This is a genomic window from Bradyrhizobium vignae (genome assembly GCF_900324035.1).
Classification (GTDB): domain Bacteria; phylum Pseudomonadota; class Alphaproteobacteria; order Rhizobiales; family Xanthobacteraceae; genus Bradyrhizobium; species Bradyrhizobium vignae.
The window spans coordinates 3043565-3067410 of the sequence record NZ_LS398110.1; the positions used below are offsets into that span (position 1 = coordinate 3043565).

Genomic DNA, 23846 nt, shown 5'->3' on the forward strand with positions numbered 1-23846 from the left:
AGCGCCTGAGTTATGACGGCGCGCCCTGGCGCCCGCCGACGCTCAGTGCCGCACCACCAGCACCGAGCATTTGGCGTAACGCACGACGTGTCCGGCATTCGAGCCGAGGAAGTAGGTGCGCATCGCCGGCCGGTGCGAGGTCATGACGATCAGGTCGGCCTTCATGTGTGCGGCTTCCTCCAGGATTTCGTGATAGATGCCGCCCTGGCGCACTACGCTGGAGATGCGGGAAGGCTCGATGCCGGATTCGCGTGCGACGATGGCGAGGGCTTCTTCCGAGGTCTGGCGCTGCTGCTCGTCGAAATCGGCCGGCACGTATTCGGCCAGCATCACCGGCGTCATCGGCAATACGTTGAGCAGGCGCACCGTGCTGCTCCAGGTCTGCGACAATGTCGCTGCGGTCGCGATCGCCGGCTTGGCGAGATCGGTATCGGCGAGGTCGATGGGCACGAGGATGGACTTGAACATCTGCGCCTCCCTATGAACCAAGCTGACCAACCGGTCGAGACGGCGCCCGCGCGTCTCAGGCCGATCGGAGCAGCTTGGGGCTGACGAACAGCACCAGCTTGCCGCGGCGGTAGGCCACGTCCTCCCAATCCTTGACGTCAAAGTCGAAGATCGCAAGCCCCGCGGTGGGTAGGTTGTTGGCGAGCGCCTCGGCGCCATCAGGATCGCCGCCTCCGATCAGCATCAGGGCGATCTCGTGCATGCCGGGATTGTGCCCGATCAGCAGCAATCGCTTCGGATCGGCCGGGGCGGTTGCAATGCGAATGGAGTCCAGGATCTGCGCGGGATCGGCGCCATAAAGTTCCGGCAAGATTTCGACCTGCGGCGCCGGGACGCGGTCCTTCATCGCCTCCCAGGCGATGTCCCAGGTCTGCCTGGCCCGCACGGCGTGCGAGACCAGCACGGTATCGGGGAAGGGTGGATGGCAGGCGATCCAGTCGCCCATCTGCGCGGCATCCCTGTGGCCGCGGTCGTCGAGCCGGCGGTCCTGGTCTCGGCCGCTCGGTGCGTCGGTCTCGGTCTTGGCGTGACGCAGCAGCATCAAACGGCGCATGGCATTCTCGAATCGTTACACGTCCAGGATAATCTACAGGCGCCTGTTGCGGACAAGGTGACAAGCGCCCGCACAGTCCTTTAAAGCGCGATGAGATCAGGGCAAACCCTCATCGCGCTTTAATTTTTCGTTTTGAGCTTGATCTCGCCGCAAACCCGATTTCCGGGTTTGCCGCCATAGAAAACCGCTGCACACTTTTCCGGATCATGCTCTAAGAAAACTGCATGAGCGAGACTTTCACAAGCGTGTCCCAGGAAGAAGCCGGCTTTCGCGACCGCGTGCGGCTGTCGTTCGATCTCGATGCCGACATTTGTGTGATCGGGGCGGGGCTTGCCGGGCTTTCCATCGCGCTGGAAGCCGCCCGGCTCGGAGCCAGTGTCGCAGTGCTCGAGGGCCGGCATGTCGGCTGGAACGCCTCCGGCAACCAGCTCGGCACCGTGATGCCGGGCTTTGCCCTGCCGCTCGCGGACCTGATCGAGCGCATCGGTTTCGAAGACGCCCGCGAATTGTGGGCGCTGTCGAAGGAGGGGGCCGAATTCGTCCGCGCCAATGCCACCGAGGAGAACATGCCGGGGATCGCCCCCAGCGACGGCGTGCTGGAGGTCTCCAACGTCGATGCGGGCGACCGCCTGATCAGCCGGTTGCAGATGCTGCACGAGGATTTCGATACCGAGGTCGAGGGCTGGCAGGTCGATCGGGTCCGCGAGACGCTGAAGACCGATCGCTACTTCCACGGCGTGTACTACCCCAGAGCGTTCCAGGTCGACGGCCGGAAATATGTGCACGGCCTTGCGGCGCTGGCGCGGCGGGCCGGCGCCCTCATCTTCGAGGAGACGCCGGTGGTCAGCATCGATCATTCCGGCATCCGCAAGCGCATCGTCACGCCCTCGGCGCGGCTGCGCGCGACCCACATCGTGCTCGCCGGCAACATCCATCTCGGCGCGCCCTTGAAGCGCCTGTCGGAAACGCTGCTGCCGGTCTGGCGCTATGCCGGCATCACTGCGCCGCTCGGCGAGCGCCTGCATGAGATGATCGCGTTCAAGGGATCCGTGATGGACTCGGACGGCGTCGACCACTTCCGGATCGTCGATGGCGACCGGCTGATGTGGGAAAGCCCGGAGACCACCTGGGCGGCGCGTCCGCAGCGCTTCGCCGGCGCTGTCAGGCGGCGGATCCGCACGATTTTTCCCGAGCTCGGCAATGTCGAGATCACCGAGATGTTCGGCGGCGCCACCGGCCAGACCGTGCACGGCATGCCGCAGATCGGTCAGCTGCGCAAAGGCCTGTGGGTGGCGAGCGGGTTCGGCCGCCAGGGCATGAACACCTCCGCCATGGCCGGGCAGATGATCGCGCGCAGCATTTTATGGGGCGATGACCGCTGGAAGCTGTTCTCACCGTTCGAACTGGTCTGGGCCGGCGGCACCACAGGGCGCGTCGCCGGCCAGCTGGTCGGGATCTGGGGCAGGGCGGGGTCCGCCGCCGCGGGCTTGCTCGCCCGCTATCGCGAGCGTGCCAGTATCAAGGACAGGGAACGCGAGGCGCGCCTCGCTGAAGCCAACCGGGCCGCCGGCACCGGACCGCGCCGTCCCCCGCCCGGCGTTCGGCCGCAGCCGGTCCCACCGCCGAAACCTGCGGCTCAAGACGCAGAGCAGGGCACGGAACCGGTCTCGCACGAAGTCGGCGTCTCGCAACAAGCCTGAGAAAAATCCCACCCGGACGTGTAACGTCGGTCGTCGGAAGCCCGTATCTCAGGGCGTGGACTCCTCCCGCACGGAGAATGAGATGTTTGACCGCCGCATCCTGCTAACGACTGTCGCCGGCCTGTTTGGTCTTTCGGCCTTCCGCTGGCTGAGGGCATCCCCCGCCGAGGCTGGCGAGAAGGCCGCGGAAAAGTTCGAGATCGTGAAGACGGAAGCCGAATGGCGCGCCCAGCTCACGCCGCAGCAATATGAGATCCTGCGCAATCACGGCACCGAGCGGCCCGGCTCCAGCCCGCTCTTGAAGGAGCACCGCAAGGGCATCTTCGCCTGCGCCGGCTGCGACCTGCCGCTGTTTTCGTCCGAGACCAAGTTCGAGAGCGGCACGGCCTGGCCGAGCTTCTATGCGCCGATCGAGGGCAATGTCGGCAAGACCGAGGACCGCACCTACGGCATGGTGCGCACCGAGGTGCGTTGCCGGCGCTGCGGCGGCCATCTCGGCCATGTCTTCGACGACGGTCCGAAGCCGACGGGCTTGCGCTACTGCATCGACGGTTTCGGGCTGGTCTTCCACCCGGCTGCGGCGTCGGCGACGTAGGTTCGCCGGAGTCATTCCGGATTCGATGCTTCGCATCGCTCCGGAACGACAATTTCTCCCGGCAATTGTTGCCGGTCCCGGCAAATGTGCCCCGGTCGTCAGGCCGGGGCTTTTTCATTAAGTCATTGATTTCCTGAAAATACCCGCATTGGCATAGCCCTTGCGACTGTCTCTTCCGACTGCGGCCATGGTCGACCGGCCGCCGAGACCGGATTTGGAGACAAAGTTATGGGTATCTTCGATGCAATGAACACCTCGGTGGGTGGCCTGCAGGCGCAGTCCTACGCGCTGCAGAACATTTCCGGCAACATCGCGAACTCATCCACCACCGGTTACAAGGGCATCGGCACCAGCTTCGTCGATCTCATTCCGGACGCCGCGGTGCCGAGCAAGCAGGTCGCGGGCGGCGTGACGGCCAACGCCAAGGCGACCATCACCACGCAAGGCACGATCTCCTCGTCCACCGTCGCCACCAACATGGCGATCACCGGCGACGGCTTCTTCTCGATCCAGAAAGCGACCAGCATCGTCGACAACCAGCCGGTGTTCAACGGCGTCACCTACTACACCCGGCGCGGCGACTTCCAGCTCAATGCCAACGGCAACCTGGTCAACGGCGCCGGCTATTACTTGATGGGCGTCACGGTGGACCCGAAGACCGGCAATCCGACCGGCAGCGTGGCGAACGTCCTGCAATTCCAGAACAACTTCATTCCGGCGCAGGCGACCACCTCGATCCAGTACGCGGCGAACCTGCCGACCCAGCCGAACACCGTGGCGAAAACGACCGCGTCGAGCGGCACGCTGCTGGCGGCCGGCGGACTGAACCCTTCCGATTTCGCGGCCAACCCGCTGCCGGTCGGCACGCCGCCGGCGCCCTATGCCAACGCAACGGTGTCAGGCGCGGCTGCAACCGGCAACGTCCGCTCGGCTTACTCTTCGACGACGGGCACGGGCACGGTTGCACTCCAGAACAATTCGTCGGCGGTGGCCTCGACAACCACCTCGCTTGACAATACCGCCGGCACCCATCTTGCCTCCAGCATTCTGACCGCATTGAGCGGTCAGACGCTCACCATCAACGGCAACACCATCACGTTCAACGGCGGCACCACGGTGACGACCGTCGGCAACAACACTACGATCGGTCTCGGCGCAGGCACCACGGCCACGGTGGCCAACATCCTGAACGCGATCCAGACTGCCGGCGGCGCCGGCGTCACCGCTTCGCTCTCGGTTAGTGGCAATATCCAGATCTCGACCGGCACCGGCACCGACGTGGCGATCGGCAGCGGCACGGCGGCCACCGCTCTCGGCATCAGCAGCGTGACGCGCGGCGGCAATGTGCTGTCCTCGCCCGCGATTTCGGGCGCGACGGTGCTGAGTGGCACTGCGACAGCCGGCGGCGCCCAGGTGCTCACATCCGGCTTCTCCGCCGGCGATACCATCACCGTCAATGGTCAGACGCTGACCTTCATGAGCTCGGGCGCTTCGGGCCCGAACCAGATCAACGTCACCGACAACATCACGACCCTGCTCGGTAAGATCGACGCGCTCTCCGGCGCCTCGGGGTCGTCGGTCAGCAGCGGCGGCGTGATCACGCTCAACACCGGCACCGTCTCGAACCTGACGGTGTCCAGCTCCAACAGCGCTGCCTTCTCGGCGCTCGGCTTCACCTCGACGATCACCAAGAATCGCGACGGTGGCGGCACGGCCGGCACCGGCGGCGTGATCGGCAACGACATCGCCACCTTCACCAAGGAATCGATCAGCGGCGGCGCGGTGACGGCCTACAATGCCGCGGGCACGCCGGTGAACCTGCAATTGCGCTGGGCCAAGACCGACAGCGCCTCGCTGGGCGCGGGTCATTCCGATAGCTGGAACCTGTTCTACCAGACCGACCCGAACGCGACCGGCACGACCGTCGGCTGGGTCAACACCGGTCAGACCTTCACCTTCGCGGCCGACGGCTCGCTGACCTCGCCGAGCGGCTCGGGCATCACCATCAACAATGTCACCGTCAGCGGCCAGTCGCTCGGCTCGGTCGCCTTCAACATCTCCTCGGGCGGGCTGACGCAATACGCCAGCACCAGCGGCGCGGTGACCATCAATACCATCACCCAGAACGGCTACGCCGCCGGTCAGCTCCGCTCGGTCGCCGTCAACAACAACGGCCTTGTGGTCGGCACCTTCTCCAACGGCCAGAACCTCGATCTCGCGCAGGTGCAGCTATCGCACTTCAACGGCACCAACTACCTGAAGGCCCTCGACGGCGGCGCTTACGCTGCGACCGAACAGTCGGGACCTGCCATCGACGGCGCCTCGGGCACCATCAGCGGCTCGTCGCTGGAAGGCTCCAACACCGATATCGCCGACGAGTTCACCAAGCTGATCGTGACCCAGCAGGCCTATTCGGCCAACACCAAGGTGATCACGACCGCGAATTCGATGGTGCAGGACCTCTTGAACGTGTTGCGCTGATCGGCGCGTGACGTAACCAAAGGCGGGTCAGTGATATGGGTTTGAGTTCAGCCCTTGCCAGTGCGATGAGCGGCCTGCGTGCCAACCAGGCCGCGCTCTCGATCGTCTCCTCGAACGTCGCGAACTCGCAGACGCCGGGTTATGTCGTCCAGACCCCGAACCAGATCGAGGTCACCACCGGCGATTTCGGCTCGACGGCGATGACGACCGGCGTCAGCCGCGAGCTCGACAGCTATGTGCTGAACCAGCTGCGGACCGAAACCGGCGGCAGCGGTTACGCCGACCAGATGGCCAACATCCTGAAGCAGCTTCAGAATGTCTACGGCACACCCGGCAACGACGGCACGCTCGAAAGCGCGCTGAACAAATTCACCACGGCGCTCCAGGCGTTGTCGACCAGCTCGGGCGCTTCGTCAGCGCAGACCGTCGCGCTCGGCGCGGCGCAGGCGCTGGCGCAGCAGCTCAACGTCACGACCAAGGGCATCCAGTCGCTGCGCTCCAATGTCGAGCAGGATCTTTCCACTTCGGCGCAGGCTGCCAACGCGGCGATGAAGCAGATCGCCGACATCAACACCAAGCTCCAGGGCCTGTCGGCCAACGACCCCTCGGCCGCGACGCTGATGGATCAACGTGACCAGGCCATCAACGCCTTGTCGAAATATGTCGACGTCCGCGTCACCACCGATAACTCGAACCAGGCCAACATCTACACCACGACCGGCATTCAGCTGGTCGGCGCCGGGCTCGCCTCGGAATTCTCCTTCGCCTCCGCGGGCGCATTGTCGGCGACCTCGCTCTACAACATCGATCCGGCCAAGTCCGGCGTCGGCGCGTTCAACATCAAGCTGCCGAACGGCTCGCAGGTCGACGTCGTCGCCAACAACGTGGTGTCCTCCGGCCAGATCGCCGCCGACCTGAAGCTGCGCGACCAGACGCTGGTGCAGGCGCAGAACCAGGTCGACCAGCTCGCCGCGACGATGGCGAGCGCGCTGTCCGACAAGACCGCGGCCGGCAGCACGGTCTCGGGTCCGCCGGCTGGATTCGATCTCGATCTTGCCGGCGCGCAGCCGGGCAATACGGTCAACATCACCTACACCGACACCGCGACCAACACCCAGCGCCGGATCACGCTCGTCAACGTGACCGACCCGGCCGCGCTGCCGCTCCAGAACGCGACGAACGCCAACCCGATGCGGATCGGCGTCAACTTCTCCGGCGGCATGGGAGCGATCGCCGCTGCGCTCAACACCGCCTTGTCAGGCGCGCATCTGTCGTTCTCCGCCGCGCCATCGCCGGCGACCGCCACGACGCTGCGGGTGACCGACGACAACACCGGCCTTGCCAAGGTCAATTCGGCCTCGACCACCAAGACGATCTCGTCGCTGACCTCGGGCAATCCGCAGCTGCCGCTGTTCACCGATGGCGGCCAGGCGCTCTACACCGGCGCGATCACGGCATCGGGTTCGCAGATGACAGGCCTTGCCGGGCGCATCGCCGTGAACACCCAGCTGGTTTCCGATCCGACCCGGCTGTCGGTCTATAACACCTCGCCGGTGACGCCCGCGGGCGACACCACGCGTTCGGACTATCTCTATTCGCAGCTCACCAGTGCGGTGTTCTCTTATTCGCCGCAGAGCGGCCTCGGCTCGGCGAGCCAGCCTTTCACCGGCAGCGTCTCGAACTTCCTCCAGCAGTTCCTGAGCGTCCAGGCCAATGCCGCGACCCAGGCGACGCAGCTCCAGCAGGGCCAGAGCGTCGTGGTCTCGACGCTCCAGGCCAAGTTCGACTCGACCTCCAAAGTCAATCTGGACTCGGAGATGTCGAACCTGATCCAGCTTCAGAATGCCTATGCCGCCAACGCCCACGTCATGTCGGTGGTGCAGAGCATGATGAACACGTTGCTCCAGGCTCAAATGTAACAAGTAACAGGGCTCTGAAAGATGTCGATCAGCAGCATCAACTACTCCTCGTCGGTTCTCGGCGCGCAGATCCGCAACATCAATCAGCAGCTCACCGACCTGTCGACGCAGCTTTCGACGGGCAAGCTGTCGCAGAACTATTCCGGCATGGGCACCAACGAGGGCTTTGCGATCGCCGGGCGCACGCAGCTCTCCAACATCGCCGCCTATACCGATACGATTACCAACGTCAACGTCAGCATAAACCTCGCCAATACAGCGCTGCAGTCCTTGACGACGATCCGCACCAACACGCAGACCGGCTCGGCGAGCACGGCGCAGGACCTCAACGTCAACGGCCAGACGGTCGCGCAGAACACGGCCGCGGCACAGTTCGGCTCGATGGTCGGCGTGCTGAACACGCAGTCCGGCAACCGCTATTTGTTCTCGGGAACGGCGGTCAGCACGCAGCCGGTCGCCGATGCCGGCGACATCATCAACGGCACCACGACGCAGGCCGGCTTCAAGACCGTGATGGCGGAGCGCCAGGCCGCCGACTTAGGGGCGAACGGCATGGGCCGGCTGGTGCAGACGCAACCGACGCCGAGCTCGGTGCAGGTGTCCGAGGACGTCGCGGGCTCGCCGTTCGGGCTCAAGATCAAGGCGGTGTCCTCGACGCTGACGGGCGCGACCGTGACAGGCCCGAGCGGCTCGCCGGTATCGTTCTCGGTCGATCTCAACGGCGTCAATCCGAACAACGGCGACAAGCTGAGTGTCCAGTTCACGCTGCCGGACGGCACCACCGAGCAGATCGATCTGACCGCGTCCTCGGCGACGCCAACGCCGGTCGGCAGCGTCGCGATCGATGCGAGCACCCCCGTCAATCCGAACAACACCGCGGCGAACCTCAACACCGCGCTGAACACCGCGATCCAGAAGCTCGCCAACACCTCGCTTGTGGCTGCGTCGGCCATGACCGCCGGCGACAATTTCTTCAACACCGCCAGCTCCGCGATCGGCACGCCTAAGACCAACCAGGCGGTCCCATCGGCACCGATCAGCGGTGCAACGGCGCTGTCCGGTACGAGCCCCTCGGACTCGATCTCGCCGGGCTTCGTCGCCGGCGACACCATCAACGTCAACGGCACCACGCTGACCTTCGTGGCCTCGGGCGCGACCGGCAACCAGCTCAACGTCACCGACAGCATCCAGACCCTGCTCGGCAGGATCGACCAGATCACCGGGACGTCGAAGCCCTCGACGGTCCATGGCGGCTCGATCACGATCAACACCGACGATGCGGCGAGTCTCAACATCACGACGTCGAACACCGGCGCGCTGAGTGCGCTCGGTTTCAGCTCGACGCCCGTCACCGCCACGCAGCCGCCATTGCGCGTCGGCTCCTCGCCTGCGAGCTCGGCGACCACGCTGGTGAACGGCTCGGCGAACACCGTGAAATGGTACCTCGGCAATGACGGGCCCGGCTCGCCGCGCTCGACAGCGATGGCGCGGGTCGACGATGCCGTCACGGTGCAGTATGGCGCCCAGGCGAACGAGGATGCGATCCGCCGGCAATTGCAGGCGATCGCGGTGTTCGGGACGTTTTCGACGACGCCTGGTGGGCAGTATTCCGGCGGGCAGGTCTCGGCGTTGAGCCTGCGGGTGACGCAGGCGCTGACCCAGCAGCCCGGCCAGCAGCGCATCGAGGACATCCAGACCGACATCGCGATGGCCCAGAACACGATGAAGGACGCGACCACGCGCCAGACCCAGGCCAAGGCGCAGCTGCAGACCATCATCGACCAGGCGGAATCGGCTTCGCCCGACCAGGTGGCGAGCGAGATCCTGGCGCTTCAGAACGCGCTGCAGGCGTCCTACCAGGTGACCTCGAACCTCGCGCAGCTCTCGCTCGTCAAGTTCCTGTAAGGGGACACGTTAAGACGTCGTTAACCATGCCTGTTTACCTCTTGGTGAGGATTGCAGGGGGCGGAGCGATCGATGTCGGACAAGATGCAGCTGGTGGTGGCCACGCCTTGCTTCGGCGGGCAGGTGTCGAGCATCTATGCGAGCTCGATCTTCGCGCTGCAGCGCGCCGTGCACGGCATGTCCAATCTCGAGCTCAAGGTACATTTGCGCGACGGCGATGCGCTGATCACGAGGGCGCGGGCCAACCTGGTCGCGATGTTCCTGGACGACCCCAAGGCAACGCATTTCCTGTTCATCGATGCCGACATCGGCTTCAAGCCGGAGCAGGTGTTCCGGCTGATCGAATGCGGCGCTGACGTCGTCGCCGGCTGCTATCCGATCAAGCGGGTCAACTGGGACAAGGCCGCGCGTGCAATACAGTCAGGTCGGGCCGACGTGCCCGCCGCCTCGCTCGACTACGTGCTCGAGATCGAGGATCCCGACCGCATCGTCGTGGTCAACGGCTTTACCCGCGTGCGTTATGCAGGCACGGGCTTCCTGATGATCCGGCGTCACGTGCTGGAGGCGATGTGCCGCCATCCCAACTACGCCGGCCTGCAATTCTTTCGCGAGCATTCGCATGACACGCTTGCCGCGAGCCAGAACCGGTTCGCGCTGTTCGAGTGCATGATCGATCCGGCGACCGGCACGTATCTCTCCGAGGATTTCGCCTTCTGCAAGCGCTGGACCGATATCGGCGGCGAGATCTGGGCCGACATTCAGAGCTCGCTCGATCACGTCGGGCCGTCGGTGTTCCGCGGCGACATCGCCTCGCAATTCGCGCCGGCGCCCGCGGCGGTGGCCGATGCCGCGGCGTGAGCGGTCCGGGATGAGCGGCTGCTTCGCGGTGAGCTCCGCGTTCGAGGTGTGAGATGCAGCATCCAGCTTCCGCGCCGATCGGTCTGACCGCGGCGAACTATGCCGACCGGGTCGGCTTTGCGCGGCTGACGCGCCAGGCCTTCGAGGGCGTCGATCTGCATCCGTTGCGCAACCAGCTCGTGGCACGGATCGCGGCAGGGACGGCGCTCGCGGGCGAAGGGCTAGATCTGTCGTTGATCACCCAGCTTCTGGGCGACAAGGATCGGGGGCTTGCGATCCAGTCCGAGGTGCTGACCTTCCATCAATTGTTCCGGACGCCCAGCGCCGCTCCGAAGCCGGGCTTGCGCCTGCTCGCGCTGGCTGCCGACATCGACATGGGCGGCAACACACCGATCGATTTCCTGCTCGAAGGCTCCGACGTCGAGCTATTGACCCTTTATGTGGTCAAGGGCGTCGGCCTGCCGGAAACCTTGCCCGAGCACGACGTTGCCATCGTGGTCGCGTCCGATTCGGAGGAATGCCGCGAAGCGCTCGCGCTGATCGAAAAAGCCGCGCCGCACTGGCCGCGGCCGCTGCTCAACCGCCCCGATCGGATCGGCAATCTCGATCGCGACAAGCTGTATCGGCTGCTGGCTGGTGTGCCGGGTCTGGACATTCCCGCGACCATCCACGCAACGCGCGCGCAATTGTCGGATCTTTCGCGAGGTCAGATCGCCTGCGAGGACATCGCAGGCGAACTGCACTTTCCGATCATCGCGCGGCCGCGCGGCTCGCACGCCGGCGTCGGCCTCGCAAAGCTCGATGATGCGGCGGCGCTCGCGGCCTATCTCGCCGGACGGACAGAGCAGGACTTCTTCGTCGCACGCTTCGTCGACTATGTGAGCCCCGACGGGCTCTATCGCAAGTATCGTCTCGCCATGGTCGACGGCAAGCCTTACGCCTGCCACATGGCGATCGCCGATCGCTGGGACATCTGGTATCTCAACGCCTACATGGCGTTCAGCGAAGAGAAGCGCGCGGAGGAAGCCCTCTTCATGCGCGACTTCGACCACGCCTTCGCCTTGCGCCATGGAAACGCGCTCGAAGCGATGAGCCGGCGCGTCGGGCTCGACTATTTCATCGTCGATTGCGCCGAGAACGAAAAGCGCGAGTTGCTGGTGTTCGAGGCCGACAACACCGCCGTCGTGCACAACATGGATTCGCCCGTCGTGTTTCCTTACAAGCCGCCGCAGATGCGCAAGATCTTTGCCGCGTTCACGACGATGCTGTCGCGGCATGCAAATTCGGGCAAGGAGAGCGCAGCATGAACGAGATCATCCGGGGCACGCAAGGCTCCGTCACGAGCACCTCGCTCGATCCGCAGGATTGGAGCGAATTTCGCGCGCTGGCCCATCGCATGCTGGACGAGACCATCGACGGCATTGCCAACGTTCGATCGCGCCCCGTCTGGCGTCCGATCCCCGACGACGCTCGTGCGGCATTCAAGGCCGACGTGCCGCGCGAGGCGAGCGAGCTCGCCGAGGTCTACCGCGAGTTCGCCGAGCATGTCGCGCCCTATGCGACCGGCAACGTCCATCCCGGCTTCATGGGCTGGGTGCATGGCGGCGGAACCGCGGTCGGCATGCTCGCGGAAATGCTTGCGGCAGGCCTCAACGCCAATCTCGGCGGGCGCGACCACATGCCGATCGAGGTCGAGCGCCAGATCGTCGACTGGATGCGCCGCCTGTTTCTCTTTCCGGACAGCGCGAGCGGCATCTTCGTCACGGGCACGTCCATGGCCAATCTGATGGCGGTGCTGGTGGCGCGCACGGCTGCGCTCGGCACGCTGGCGCGGCAGCACGGCATCGGCAATGACGGTGCGCTGCTCACGGCCTACACGTCGCAGGCCGCGCATGGCTGCATATCGAGGGCGATGGACATTGCCGGGCTCGGCACCGATGCGCTGCGCAAGATCGCTGTCGATGCCGATCATCGCATCGACGTTGCCGCGCTGCGTGCGCAGATCGCCGTTGATCGCGAGGTCGGCTTCAGGCCGTTCCTGGTGGTCGCGTCCGCTGGTACGGTCGATATCGGTGCGATCGACGACCTCAGGGCAATTGCTGAGCTGTGCCGCGAGGAAGGAATCTGGTTTCACGTCGACGGCGCTTTCGGCGCGCTCGCGATCCTGTCCCCCGAGCTTGCGCATCTGCTCGGCGGCATCGAGCTCGCGGATTCCATCGCGCTCGATTTTCACAAATGGGGGCAGGTGCCTTACGACGCAGGCTTCCTGCTGGTCCGCGACGGCGAGCAGCATCGGCAGGCCTTTGCGCAGCCGGCGGCCTATCTGCGCCGCGAGGCGAGGGGGCTTGCGGCGGGCGCGGTCTGGCCCTGCGATCTCGGCCCCGATCTGTCGCGCGGCTTTCGTGCACTGAAGACGTGGTTCACGCTGAAGACGTTCGGCACCGACAGGCTGGGAGCGGTGATCGCGCGAAGCTGTGCGCTGGCGAAATATCTGGAAGCGCGCATACTGGCCGAACCGCGGCTCGAATTGCTGGCGCCGGTAAACCTCAACATCGCCTGCTTCCGCTATCGTGCTGATGACGCTGTCAATCGCGAGATCGTGGCCGATGTCCAGGAGTCCGGCATCGCGGCGCCGTCGGCCACGACGCTGGACGGCCGGTTCGCGATCCGAGCGGCGATCGTCAATCACCGCACCGAGGAGAGAGATATTGACGCGCTGCTGGCTGCTGTGCTGGAGTTCGGGGCGCGGCGCAGCAGCGAGAGCGTGATCGAGGTCGAGGCGCCGCCGCTCGCCGCGTTGTGATATCCGGGACCATCTGAAGCAAAAACGCCCCAGAGTTGTGTGCCGAGCATGAACGACAGCTTGGAGGTGGAAGTCCTCTATCCAGCCTGATGGCGGCGACGGATTGGCGAAGCGCGAGGGCGCTGCCGCGAGGTGGGGTCTGAAGGAAGCGTGGAGCAAAACCGCGGCTCCATGGACAAGAACCGGATAACGAGGCCTACCCCGTCGGACGAGCGAGCAAGGGATCGCGAAGTCCACAGTCATCAAGTGCCGGGGTGGTAAATCCGGCGAACGCGCTGTGAAGGCGATCGGTCTTACCTCGGGAGGTCTGCGCTGTGTCTCGGCAACGAGACTGAGATCTCCGCAAGGCGATCTGACCTCAGCGTAGAAGTCAGCGGAGGGCATAGTAGGCGGCGGCGCGCTGCCGAAGGCCCGAACGCTGGAAGTGATCATTAGAGCGGTGATCTCGCGCGCAACATGCGGCAGAAAGACCAGATCGACCTGAACTTGGGAGCGGAGCGAAGGATGAAGCCCTGAATGCCGCCACCCAGGAGACCGAAGCGCGTGCGGCGAAAGCTAGCCTCGAACCCCCGGCGGTCGCAAGGCCGGTCGTTGGAAGCAGTGATCGAGCGTGAGAACCTGAAGCAAGCATTGGCGCAAGTGAAGCGCAACAAGGGCGCGGCCGGCATCGATGGCATGACCGTCGACAACCTGTCGGCCCATCCGAAGGAGCACTGGCCTGCGATCCTGGCTCAGCTGCTTGACGGCACCTACGAACCGCAGCCGGTGCGGCGGGTGGAGATACCGAAGGCGTCGGGTGGCACTCGTGCGCTCGGCCTGCCGACGGTGCTCGACCGCTTCATCCAGCAGGCGGTGATGCAGGTGCTGCAGGCGGAATTGGGACGGAATGTTCTCCAAGAGCGGGTTGCTGACAAGCGCATTCTGAAGCTCATCCGCAGCTTTCTAAACGCGGGTGTGATGGAAGGCGGCCTTGTCAGCCCGACGGAGGAAGACACGCCGCAAGGTGGCCCGCTCTCGCCGCTGTTGTCGAACCTGATGTTGGACGTGCTGGACAGGGAGCTGGAGAAGCGCGGCCACCGCTTCGTGCGCTATGCCGATGACTGCAACATCTATGTGCGCAAAGGCCGGCGAGAGGGTGATGGCCGGCATCGAGAAGTTCCTCGGAAAGCGCCTCAAGCTGAAGGTCAACAAGGCGAAGAGCGCGGTCGCCAAACCGCGCATCCGCAAGTTCTTGGGCTTCAGCTTTACGGGCGAGAAAGAGCCACGACGGCGCATCGCGCCGCAGGCCCTCGCTCGCTTCAAAGCCAACGTTCGGGTACTGACGCGGCGCACGGACGGCAAGAGCCTCGCCCAGATCATCAAGGAGCTGTCCATCTACTTGATCGGCTGGCGCGGATACTTCGGCCTCTGCCAGACCCCGTCGGTGCTGCGCACATTTGACGAATGGATCACGCGGCGGTTGCTCGCCATCGACCTGGAAGCAATGGAAGCACGGACGGGCTCGTTTTGCCGAGCTGCGGCGCTGCGGCGTCGGCCGGGACTTGGCGGCACAAACCGCTGGCAGCCCACATGGCCCCTGGCGGCTCGCGAACAGCCCGCGCTTACCGAGGCTTTGCCAAACGGCTTCTTCGGTTCACTCGGCTTGGCTTCCGTCGTGGCCCAGCCGCCCGCATAATCCAGCGAACGGCCGGATACGGACCCGTATGTCCGGTGGTGTGGGAGGGGTCGAGCCGCGAGGCTCGCCCCTATCCTGATTCGGATGTGTGAAGCTTCAGGCGGCCGAGCTGACGTCGTCGCTCGTGACCTCACTCCTCGGATGCGTGGCTTCGTACTGCTCCCGCAGCTTCTCTTCATAGGCGATCAGCTTGCGGGCCTCCTTGAGGGCGCGGTAGAGGTCGCCGTTCATGATGTTGTTGTTGATGCCCTCGATGATCGGCCAGGAGCTCGGCACCGCGGTGACGATGTCGCGGACCAGATTGAAATAAGTGCCGTGCTGTGTCTGCGGATCCGGCGAGATGTACATGAGCTGAACCGCCAGATAGACCAGCTTAGCGGGCGTGTCGGCGGTCTCCGGCGTGAGGATATCGCGCTCGCGCAGGATCGGAACGTTCTCGCCGTCAATCAGAAGGCGGGCGCGCTGGTCGGTGTTGGTGATAACGCAGTTGCCTACGATGATGCGTTCGTGTGGTTTGAGCTCGACCTTGAGAGCCATGCCTGTTCTCCATTAACCCGCTTGTAACGAGCGGCGCGCGCTCCCCGGAACAACGGCTGCCAGCCCTGATTTGGGTCCGATCCTTGCTGAACGTGGTTAACGGGCTGTAAACATTCTCGCGGCGGCCGAAAAGCAGAACGTTGTCAACGCCTTGTCGTTCTGCAAAGGAGCTGGGCGGAACTTTGCCAAGAGCCGTTTCGTGTTCGACGCGGAGAAACCGGCGGTTTCATTTCACGGATTGTTAGAGGCTCGGAGGCACCGTCCGCCGGCCGTTTGATCAATGTCGGTCAAACAGGACGCGTAGCTACCAGAAAGGTAACAGTATGTCCGGTATCGTCCTCTCCGCCTCGGTTCGCCAGAACCTGCTGTCTCTCCAGTCCACCGCCGACCTCCTTGCCACCACCCAGTCGCGTCTGTCGACCGGCAAGAAAGTGAACTCGGCGCTGGATAACCCCACCAACTTCTTCACCGCACAATCGCTCGACAACCGCGCCAGCGACATCAACAACCTGCTCGATGGCATCGCTAACGGCGTGCAGGTGCTCCAGGCCGCCAACACCGGCATCACCTCGCTGCAGAAGCTGCTGGACTCCGCCAAGTCGATCGCCAACCAGGCGCTGCAGACCACGGTCGGCTACTCCACGAAGTCGAACGTCTCGACCACGATCGCCGGCGCGACGGCTTCCGACCTGCGCGGCACCACCACCTACACCAGCGCCAGCGCGCTCTCCAACGTGCTGTTCTCCGGTGCGGCGGGCGGCGTCACGGCGGCAACCAGTTCGACCACGCTCGGCGGCACCATCGGCACGGTGACCGGAACTGCAGTGAACGACAACCAGGGCACGCCTGCCGCCATCACGGCTTCGACCAAGCTCTATGACACCGGCGCGACCGGCGGTCTCAGCACGGCGGCTGCCACGCAGTTCACGGACGGCAGCAGCTTCACGGTCAACGGTCACACGATCACCTTCAAGGCTGGCGCTGCGCCGGCGGCGAGCGCAGCTCCGGCCGGTTACGGCATCAGCGGCAACATCGCTGCTGACGGCAATGGCAACTCGATCATCTATCTGGGTGCCTCCGCAACCAGCTCGACTGCCACGGTCGGTGACGTCCTCAGTGCGATCGATCTTGCCAGCGGCGTGAAGAATGCCGTGGTCTCGGCCGGTGCCGCGACCATCACCACCAACACGAGCCAGACCGCTTCGTCGATCACGGGCGGCAAGATCACCCTCGAGACTTCGACGGGTGCCGACCTCAGCGTCGTCGGCAAGGCCGATCTGCTCGGCGCCCTTGGCCTCACTTCGGCAACGGGCTCCGGCAATGCGACCGTTTCCGCGAGCCGTGTCACCGCTTCGGGCAGCCTCGGCTCCCTGATCGCCGATGGCTCGACCCTCAACGTCAATGGCAAGACCATCACATTCAAGAACGGCGGCACGCCCGCTGCAGCGAACGTCCCGAGCGGCTCGGGCGTCACCGGCAACGTCGTCACTGACGGCAACGGCAACTCGACCGTGTATCTCAACAAGGGCACCGTCGGCGACGTTTTGAACGCGATCGATCTTGCCACCGGCGTGCAGACCGCCTCGATCTCTTCGGGCGCGGCCACCCTCAGCACGGCGACGGGGCAGACCGCGTCCTCGATCGTCGCGGGCGCGCTGAAGATCTCGACCGGCGCCAACTCGGACCTGTCGATCACCGGCTCCGGCAATGCGCTGTCCTCGCTCGGCCTGACCGGCTCGACCGGCACCGGCACCGCCTTCACGGCGAGCCGTACGGCCGCGTCGGGTGGCATCTCCGGCAAGACCTTGACCTTCACCTCCTTCAACGGCGGCACGGCGGTCAACGTCACGTTCGGCGACGGCACCGGCGGCACTGTCAAGACGCTCGATCAGCTCAACACCGCGCTTCAGGCAAACAACCTGACCGCGACGATCGATGCCAACGGCCTGCTCACGGTTTCGTCCACCAACGATTATGCCTCTTCGACGATCGGTTCGGCGACCGCCGGCGGCACGATCGGAGGCACGATCACCACGGCCCTGAGCTGGTCGAACGCGACCGCGCCCGTTGCTGATGCTGTTGCCCAGGCGACTCGTTCGAACCTGGTCAACCAGTACAACAACATCATGACGCAGATCGATACGACCTCGCTGGACGCCTCGTTCAACGGCGTCAACCTGCTCAACGGCGACCAGCTCAAGCTGGTGTTCGACGAGACCGGCAAGTCGAGCCTGAACATCACCGGCGTGACCTTCAACTCGAAGGGTCTCGGTCTCGCCGCACTGGCGCAGGGCACCGACTTCATCGACAACGCAGCAACCAACAAGGTGCTGGCCAAGCTGAACACCGCGTCGAGCACGCTGCGTTCGGAAGCCTCCACGCTGGGTTCGAACCTCTCGGTGGTGCAGGTTCGTCAGGACTTCAACAAGAACCTGATCAACGTGCTGCAGACCGGCTCGTCCAACCTAACCCTGGCCGACACCAACGAGGAAGCGGCGAACAGCCAGGCGCTGTCGACCCGCCAGTCAATCGCCGTCTCCGCGCTCTCGCTGGCCAACCAGTCGCAGCAGAGCGTGCTCCAGCTGCTCCGCTAATAGCGGCTGACATCGCAAAGGAAATGCAGCGGCGGGGTTTCAGCCCCGCCGTTTTTCTTTTGTGGCGGTCATCGAGAGGCGAAAGCCGGCACCGAAAGGTAACTCTTGGTTATGGTTAACGAAGAGCAAACGCCAAAAAAGCTGTGAAATTACAGGCGGATCATTATTCTGTTTGAAGGCTTCGGCCCCTCTTATGGTGAACCGCCACTTACGGTTCGCGAGCGAGTTTCACCCTTTGTTAGCCATGTCCGCGCAGGCTCTGCGCGTCACTCGATCCGAAGCGATCGAACGAAGACGCGTAAACCAGAAGGGTAAGAGTCATGTCCGGTATCGTTCTCTCTGCGTCGGTTCGTCAGAACCTGTTGTCTCTCCAGTCCACCGCCGACCTCCTCGCCACCACCCAGTCGCGTCTGTCGACCGGCAAGAAGGTGAACACGGCGCTGGATAATCCCACCAACTTCTTCACGGCACAATCGCTCGACAACCGCGCCAGCGACATCAACAACCTGCTCGATGGCATCGCTAACGGCGTGCAGGTGCTCCAGGCCGCCAATACCGGCATCACCTCGCTGTCGAAGCTGCTGGACTCCGCGAAGTCGATCGCCAACCAGGCGCTGCAGACCACGGTCGGCTACTCCACCAAGTCGAACGTCTCGACCACGATCGCCGGCGCGACGGCTTCCGACCTGCGCGGCACCACCACCTACACCAGCGCCAGCGCGCTCTCCAACGTGCTGTTCTCCGGTGCGGCGGGCGGCGTCACGGCGGCAACCAGTTCGACCACGCTCGGCGGCACCATCGGCACGGTGACCGGAACTGCAGTAAACGACAACCAAGGCACGCCTGCCGCCATCACGGCTTCGACCAAGCTCTATGACACCGGCGCGACCGGCGGTCTCAGCACGGCGGCGGCGACCCAGTTCACGGACGGCAGCAGCTTCACCGTCAATGGCCACACGGTGACGTTCAAGGCGGGCGCGGTACCGACCACTGCTCCGGCCGGTTATGGCACAAGCGGCAACATCGCGACTGACGGCAATGGCAACTCGATCATCTATCTGGGCGCCTCCGCAACCAGCTCGACCGCCACGGTGGGCGACGTCCTGACCGCAATCGACCTCGCCGGCGGCGTGAAGAATGCCGTGGTATCGGCCGGCGCCGCGACCATCACCACCAATACGAGCCAGACCGCTTCATCGATCACGGGCGGCAAGATCACCCTGGAAACCTCCACGGGTGCCGACCTCAGCGTCATCGGCAAGGCCGATCTGCTCGGCGCGCTCGGCCTGACCACAGCGACTGGTTCCGGCAACGCGACGGTGACGGCAGCCCGTGCGACGGGATCTGGCAGCCTAGCCTCGCTGATCACCGATGGATCTACGCTGAATGTCAACGGCAAGACCATCACATTCAAGAACGGTGGCACCCCCGCCGCAGCGAACGTGCCGAGCGGCTCGGGCGTCACCGGCAACGTCGTCACCGACGGCAACGGCAACGCGACCGTGTACCTCAACAAGGGCACCGTCGCTGACATCCTGAACGCGGTTGATCTCGCCACAGGCGTCCAGACTGCATCTATCGCGTCGGGAGCAGCGACCCTCAGCACGGCGAGCGGCCAGACAAACTCCTCCATCGTCGCCGGCGCGCTGAAGATCTCGACCGGAGCGACTTCGGACCTGTCGATCACCGGTTCCGGCAATGCGCTGTCCGCGCTCGGCCTCACGGGCTCGACAGGCACCGGCACCGCCTTCACGGCAAGCCGTGCTGCGGCTCCTGGCAGCATCTCCGGCAAGACCTTGACCTTCACCTCCTTCAACGGCGGTACGGCGGTCAACGTTACGTTCGGCGACGGCACCGGCGGCACTGTCAAGACGCTCGATCAGCTCAACGCGAAGCTTCAGGCCAACAACCTGGCGGCGACGATCGACGCTAACGGCCTGCTCACGGTCTCCGTGATCAACGACTACGCGTCATCGACGATTGGCTCGGTCGCTGCCGGCGGCGTGATCGGCGGCACGATCACGACCGCCTTGACCTGGACGAACGCGACGACACCAACTGTCGATGCGGTCGCCCAAGCCACGCGTTCGAACCTGGTTGCGCAGTACAACAACATCATGTCGCAGATCGACACGACCTCGGTCGACTCGTCGTTCAACGGGGTGAACCTGCTCAACGGCGACCAGCTCAAGCTGGTGTTCGACGAAACCGGCAAGTCGAGCCTGAACATCACCGGCGTGACCTTCAACTCGAAGGGGCTCGGTCTCGCCGCGCTGGTGCAGGGCACCGATTTCATCGACAACGCCGCGACCAACCGCGTGCTCACCAGCCTGAATGCGGCCTCGAGCACCTTGCGCTCGGAAGCCTCCACGCTGGGTTCGAACCTCTCGGTGGTGCAGGTTCGTCAGGACTTCAACAAGAACCTGATCAACGTGCTGCAGACCGGCTCGTCCAACCTGACCCTGGCCGACACCAACGAGGAAGCGGCGAACAGCCAGGCGCTGTCGACCCGCCAGTCGATCGCGGTCTCCGCGCTCTCGCTGGCCAATACCTCGCAGCAGAGCGTGCTCCAGCTCCTTCGCTAACAAGTAGCTAAAATCAAAAGACAAAACAGAGCGGCGGGGCTTCGGCCCCGCCGCTTTTTTGTTGGTTGGGAAGGCGACGGGAGCCGCTAACCCGGCATTAACCCTATCCCTTAAGTCGCCGTTAACCATACTTTAAAGGACAACCTCTAAGACTCCATCAAAGCCCGCTTTCCAGATCGGCGAGCCCGATTCGTATCCGGTTCAAGAGGAAGACCGCCAATGTCCAACATCGTTCTCTCGGCGTCAGTTCGTCAGAACCTGTTGTCGCTGCAATCAACGGCGGACCTGCTCGCCACCACCCAGTCCCGACTGTCGACCGGCAAGAAGGTCAACACGGCACTGGACAATCCGACCAACTTCTTCACCGCGCAGGGCCTGGACAACCGGGCGAGCGACATCAGCAACCTGCTCGACGGCATCAACAACGGCGTGCAGGTGCTGCAGGCGGCCAACACCGGCATCACCTCCTTGCAGAAGCTGATCGACAGCGCCAAGTCGATCGCTAACCAGGCGCTGCAGACCACGGTCGGCTACTCGACTAAATCGAACATTTCGACCACGATCCCCGGTGCGACGCCGGCGGATCTGCGCGGCACAACCAGCTACACCTATGCAACGGCGACCGGCAATGTCGTCACCAATGGTACCGCCGGCGGTACCACCCCAATCACCGGCGCGACCACGCTCGGTGGCATCTCGCAATCCCTGACCGGCAACGCCGCTCCGGATGGAGCCGGCAACGCCGCGAGCCTTGCGACCAATCTCAAATTGCTGGGCACGCCGAGCGCCACCACCATCGCGGCCAACGGCGCTCCGTCCGATGGCGATGTGCTGATCGTTGACGGCAAGACCATCACCTTCAGGGCCGGGGCTGCGCCGGCTGTCGCCAACGTTCCCGCCGGCTCCGGCAAGAACAACAACGTCGTCACCGACGGCAACGGCAATTCCACGGTTTACCTCGGAACGAACGCCGCCCCGGCCGCAACCGTCCAGGACGTGATGGACGCGATCGATCTTGCAAGCGGCGTGCAGACCGCGGCGATCACGGGCGGCACGGCGACGCTGTCGAACTCCTCGGGTGCGAATGCCTCGATTGCCGGCGGTCAGCTCACCCTCACCACGGGTACCGGCGCCGACCTCAGCATCACCGGCAAGGCCGACTTCCTCAAGGCGCTTGGTTTGACGACCGCGACTGGCTCCGGCAACGTCAATGTGACCAAGGCCCGCCTCACGAACCCGACGACGCTAGGCACGCTGGTTCAGGACGGCTCCACGCTCAACGTCGACGGCAAGACGGTCACATTCAAGAATGCGGCGGTCCCTGCTGCCGCGCCGACGGGGTCGACCAAGATCGGCAATATCGTGACGGACAACAATGGCAACTCCATTGTCTATCTCCAGGGCGCAACCGTTCAGGATTCCCTGAACGCGATCGACCTGGCCTCGGGAGCCGGCATCGTCAGCGGCGGCGCCGTGGCCGCCGCGAGCGGCTCAACGCTGTCCTCGGTCGTCAACGGCGCTCTCAAGCTCAGCACCGGCACCACGGCCGATCTCTCCATCACCGGAACGGGTAATGCGCTGTCCGCGTTCGGCCTGACCGGCCCGACCGGTACCGGCACGGCCTTTACCGCGGGGCGCGCGCCGGGTCCCGGCAGCATCTCGGGCAAGACGTTGACCTTCACGTCCTTCAACGGCGGCAAGCCGGTGAACGTGACTTTCGGCGACGGCACCAACGGCACCGTGAAGACGCTCGATCAGCTCAACAACCAGCTCCAGGCCAACCACCTGACGGCGACGATCGACGCCAATGGCGTGCTCACGATCACCACCGTCAACGAATATGCGTCCTCAACGCTCGGCTCCGTGACCGCGGGCGGCGTCGTCGGCGGCACGATCACCGGCACGGTTGCCTTCACGACCGCCCAGCCGCCGGTGCAGGATCCCGTCGCGCAGACCGCGCGCTCCAACCTCGTCAACCAATTCAACAACATCCTGGCGCAGATCGACACCACTTCGCAGGACTCCTCGTTCAACGGCGTCAACCTGCTCAACGGCGATACGCTCAAGCTCGTGTTCAACGAGACCGGCTCCTCCACGCTCAGCATCAACGGCGTGGTGTTCAACGCGGCGGGTCTTGGCCTCAGCAACCTCGTCAACGGCGTCGACTTCATCGACAATGGCGCGACCAACAAGGTGCTGGCCAGCCTGAACGCCGCCTCCAGCACGCTGCGCTCGGAAGGCTCGGCGCTCGGCTCGAATCTCTCGATCGTGCAGGTGCGTCAGGACTTCTCCAAGAACCTGATCAACGTGCTGCAAACGGGTTCGTCCAACCTGACGCTCGCCGACACCAACGAGGAAGCGGCGAACAGCCAGGCGCTGTCGACTCGGCAGTCGATCGCGGTCTCCGCGCTGTCGCTGGCCAACCAGTCGCAACAGAGCGTGCTGCAGCTGCTCCGCTAATTTCGAGAGCGCAAGTTCGCTGCTCGAGATGTACGGCGGGGCTAACGCTCCGCCGTTCTTTTGAGGGAGATCGCTAAGGCTGGATTAGCCGAAATCGACACGCATCACGCCAGGCGAGTTTACTTGCGTGCATCTAGTGTTTGCGTCGACGAAGAGCTCCGCGCCCCGTAATTGTCCGGAGTGCTTCCAAGCACACACGTAAGCAAATCTTAAGCGGTGCTGCCTAGGGTTGGGAAAGAAATCCTTAAGCGCTTCCAAAGCGCTAGGTAACGTCCAAGGTGATTGATGTCGAATTCCGCTGCCTCGGCTTATGCGCGTGTTGCAACGACCACCGCATCTCCTCGCGACATCGAGGCGCAGACCCTGCTCAAGGCCGCCAACAAGCTCCAGGACGCGGTGAACAACGCCAATCCGCTCAGCGAGCAGACTATGCAGGCCCTGATGTTCAACCGCAAGCTCTGGACCATCTTCTTGAGCGAGGCGATGCGTGATACCAATCCGCAGCCGCTCGACATCCGGCAGAAGATCGCCAATATCAGCGTATTCGTGCTGAGCCAGACCGCCGCGCTGCAGATGAGCCCGCAGTTCGATCACTTCCGTCCGCTGATCGAGATCAACCGCAACATCGCTGCCGGGTTGTCCGGCCGGCCGTAAAGGGGACGTGACGGGGGAGG

16 protein-coding genes and 1 pseudogene are annotated in these 23846 nt (G+C 64.4%); 14 read left to right on the plus strand and 3 right to left on the minus strand.

Features of this window, described 5'->3' with window-relative positions; genetic code table 11:
• Nucleotides 1–42: 42 nt before the first annotated feature.
• The gene (locus tag BRAD3257_RS14590; protein WP_122402404.1) at nucleotides 43–468 is read right to left on the minus strand and encodes a universal stress protein; all 426 of its coding nucleotides are present in this window, start codon (nucleotides 466–468) and stop codon (nucleotides 43–45) included.
• A gap of 55 nt (nucleotides 469–523) precedes the next feature.
• On the minus strand, nucleotides 524–1060 hold the full coding sequence (locus tag BRAD3257_RS14595) for a SixA phosphatase family protein (protein WP_122402405.1): 537 nt from the start codon (nucleotides 1058–1060) through the stop codon (nucleotides 524–526).
• A gap of 224 nt (nucleotides 1061–1284) precedes the next feature.
• Here BRAD3257_RS14595 and BRAD3257_RS14600 point away from each other — a divergent pair, with 224 nt between their 5' ends.
• The 10 genes and pseudogenes from BRAD3257_RS14600 (at nucleotide 1285) to BRAD3257_RS41010 (ending at nucleotide 14996) form a co-directional block, all read left to right on the plus strand.
• Nucleotides 1285–2760, plus strand: coding sequence for an NAD(P)/FAD-dependent oxidoreductase (locus BRAD3257_RS14600; RefSeq protein ID WP_122402406.1), 1476 nt, complete (start codon nucleotides 1285–1287; stop codon nucleotides 2758–2760).
• A gap of 82 nt (nucleotides 2761–2842) precedes the next feature.
• Nucleotides 2843–3355, plus strand: a complete 513-nt coding sequence (gene msrB / locus BRAD3257_RS14605; RefSeq protein ID WP_122402407.1) for a peptide-methionine (R)-S-oxide reductase MsrB — start codon at nucleotides 2843–2845, stop codon at nucleotides 3353–3355.
• 228 nt (nucleotides 3356–3583) lie between these two features.
• Nucleotides 3584–5836 (plus strand): flagellar hook-basal body complex protein, encoded by a 2253-nt coding sequence (locus BRAD3257_RS14610; RefSeq protein ID WP_122402408.1) that lies wholly within the window; start codon nucleotides 3584–3586, stop codon nucleotides 5834–5836.
• A 35-nt stretch (nucleotides 5837–5871) separates the two neighbouring features.
• Nucleotides 5872–7755: a flagellar hook-associated protein FlgK gene (gene flgK, locus BRAD3257_RS14615; protein ID WP_122402409.1), complete on the plus strand. Its 1884-nt coding sequence runs from the start codon at nucleotides 5872–5874 to the stop codon at nucleotides 7753–7755.
• Nucleotides 7756–7776: 21 nt separating this feature from the next.
• A complete protein-coding gene (locus tag BRAD3257_RS14620) occupies nucleotides 7777–9660 on the plus strand; it encodes a flagellar protein (protein ID WP_122402410.1) in 1884 nt (627 codons plus the stop codon).
• A 72-nt stretch (nucleotides 9661–9732) separates the two neighbouring features.
• On the plus strand, nucleotides 9733–10518 hold the full coding sequence (locus BRAD3257_RS14625; RefSeq protein ID WP_122402411.1) for a hypothetical protein: 786 nt from the start codon (nucleotides 9733–9735) through the stop codon (nucleotides 10516–10518).
• A gap of 53 nt (nucleotides 10519–10571) precedes the next feature.
• Complete coding sequence (locus BRAD3257_RS14630; RefSeq protein WP_122402412.1) at nucleotides 10572–11825, plus strand: ATP-grasp domain-containing protein; 1254 nt, start codon at nucleotides 10572–10574, stop codon at nucleotides 11823–11825.
• Nucleotides 11822–13321: a pyridoxal phosphate-dependent decarboxylase family protein gene (locus tag BRAD3257_RS14635; protein WP_122402413.1), complete on the plus strand. Its 1500-nt coding sequence runs from the start codon at nucleotides 11822–11824 to the stop codon at nucleotides 13319–13321. The genes BRAD3257_RS14630 and BRAD3257_RS14635 overlap by 4 nt, the downstream gene beginning before the upstream one ends.
• A gap of 957 nt (nucleotides 13322–14278) precedes the next feature.
• A pseudogene (locus tag BRAD3257_RS41935) lies at nucleotides 14279–14392 on the plus strand (hypothetical protein); the annotation flags it as partial.
• Between the two features lie 67 nt (nucleotides 14393–14459).
• A complete protein-coding gene (locus BRAD3257_RS41010) occupies nucleotides 14460–14996 on the plus strand; it encodes a group II intron maturase-specific domain-containing protein (RefSeq protein ID WP_244607952.1) in 537 nt (178 codons plus the stop codon).
• 96 nt (nucleotides 14997–15092) lie between these two features.
• On the opposite strand, the gene flbT is transcribed toward BRAD3257_RS41010, so the two are convergent.
• Nucleotides 15093–15533, minus strand: coding sequence for a flagellar biosynthesis repressor FlbT (gene flbT, locus BRAD3257_RS14645; RefSeq protein ID WP_122402414.1), 441 nt, complete (start codon nucleotides 15531–15533; stop codon nucleotides 15093–15095).
• 323 nt (nucleotides 15534–15856) lie between these two features.
• On the opposite strand from flbT, the gene BRAD3257_RS14650 reads away from it, so the two are divergent.
• The 4 genes from BRAD3257_RS14650 (at nucleotide 15857) to flaF (ending at nucleotide 23826) form a co-directional block, all read left to right on the plus strand.
• On the plus strand, nucleotides 15857–18127 hold the full coding sequence (locus BRAD3257_RS14650; protein ID WP_122402415.1) for a DUF1522 domain-containing protein: 2271 nt from the start codon (nucleotides 15857–15859) through the stop codon (nucleotides 18125–18127).
• 320 nt (nucleotides 18128–18447) lie between these two features.
• Nucleotides 18448–20712, plus strand: a complete 2265-nt coding sequence (locus tag BRAD3257_RS14655) for a DUF1522 domain-containing protein (RefSeq protein ID WP_122402416.1) — start codon at nucleotides 18448–18450, stop codon at nucleotides 20710–20712.
• A 219-nt stretch (nucleotides 20713–20931) separates the two neighbouring features.
• Nucleotides 20932–23172, plus strand: a complete 2241-nt coding sequence (locus BRAD3257_RS14660; protein ID WP_122402417.1) for a DUF1522 domain-containing protein — start codon at nucleotides 20932–20934, stop codon at nucleotides 23170–23172.
• A 285-nt stretch (nucleotides 23173–23457) separates the two neighbouring features.
• Nucleotides 23458–23826 (plus strand): flagellar biosynthesis regulator FlaF, encoded by a 369-nt coding sequence (gene flaF / locus BRAD3257_RS14665; RefSeq protein ID WP_122402418.1) that lies wholly within the window; start codon nucleotides 23458–23460, stop codon nucleotides 23824–23826.
• The last annotated feature ends 20 nt before the right edge of the window (nucleotides 23827–23846 follow it).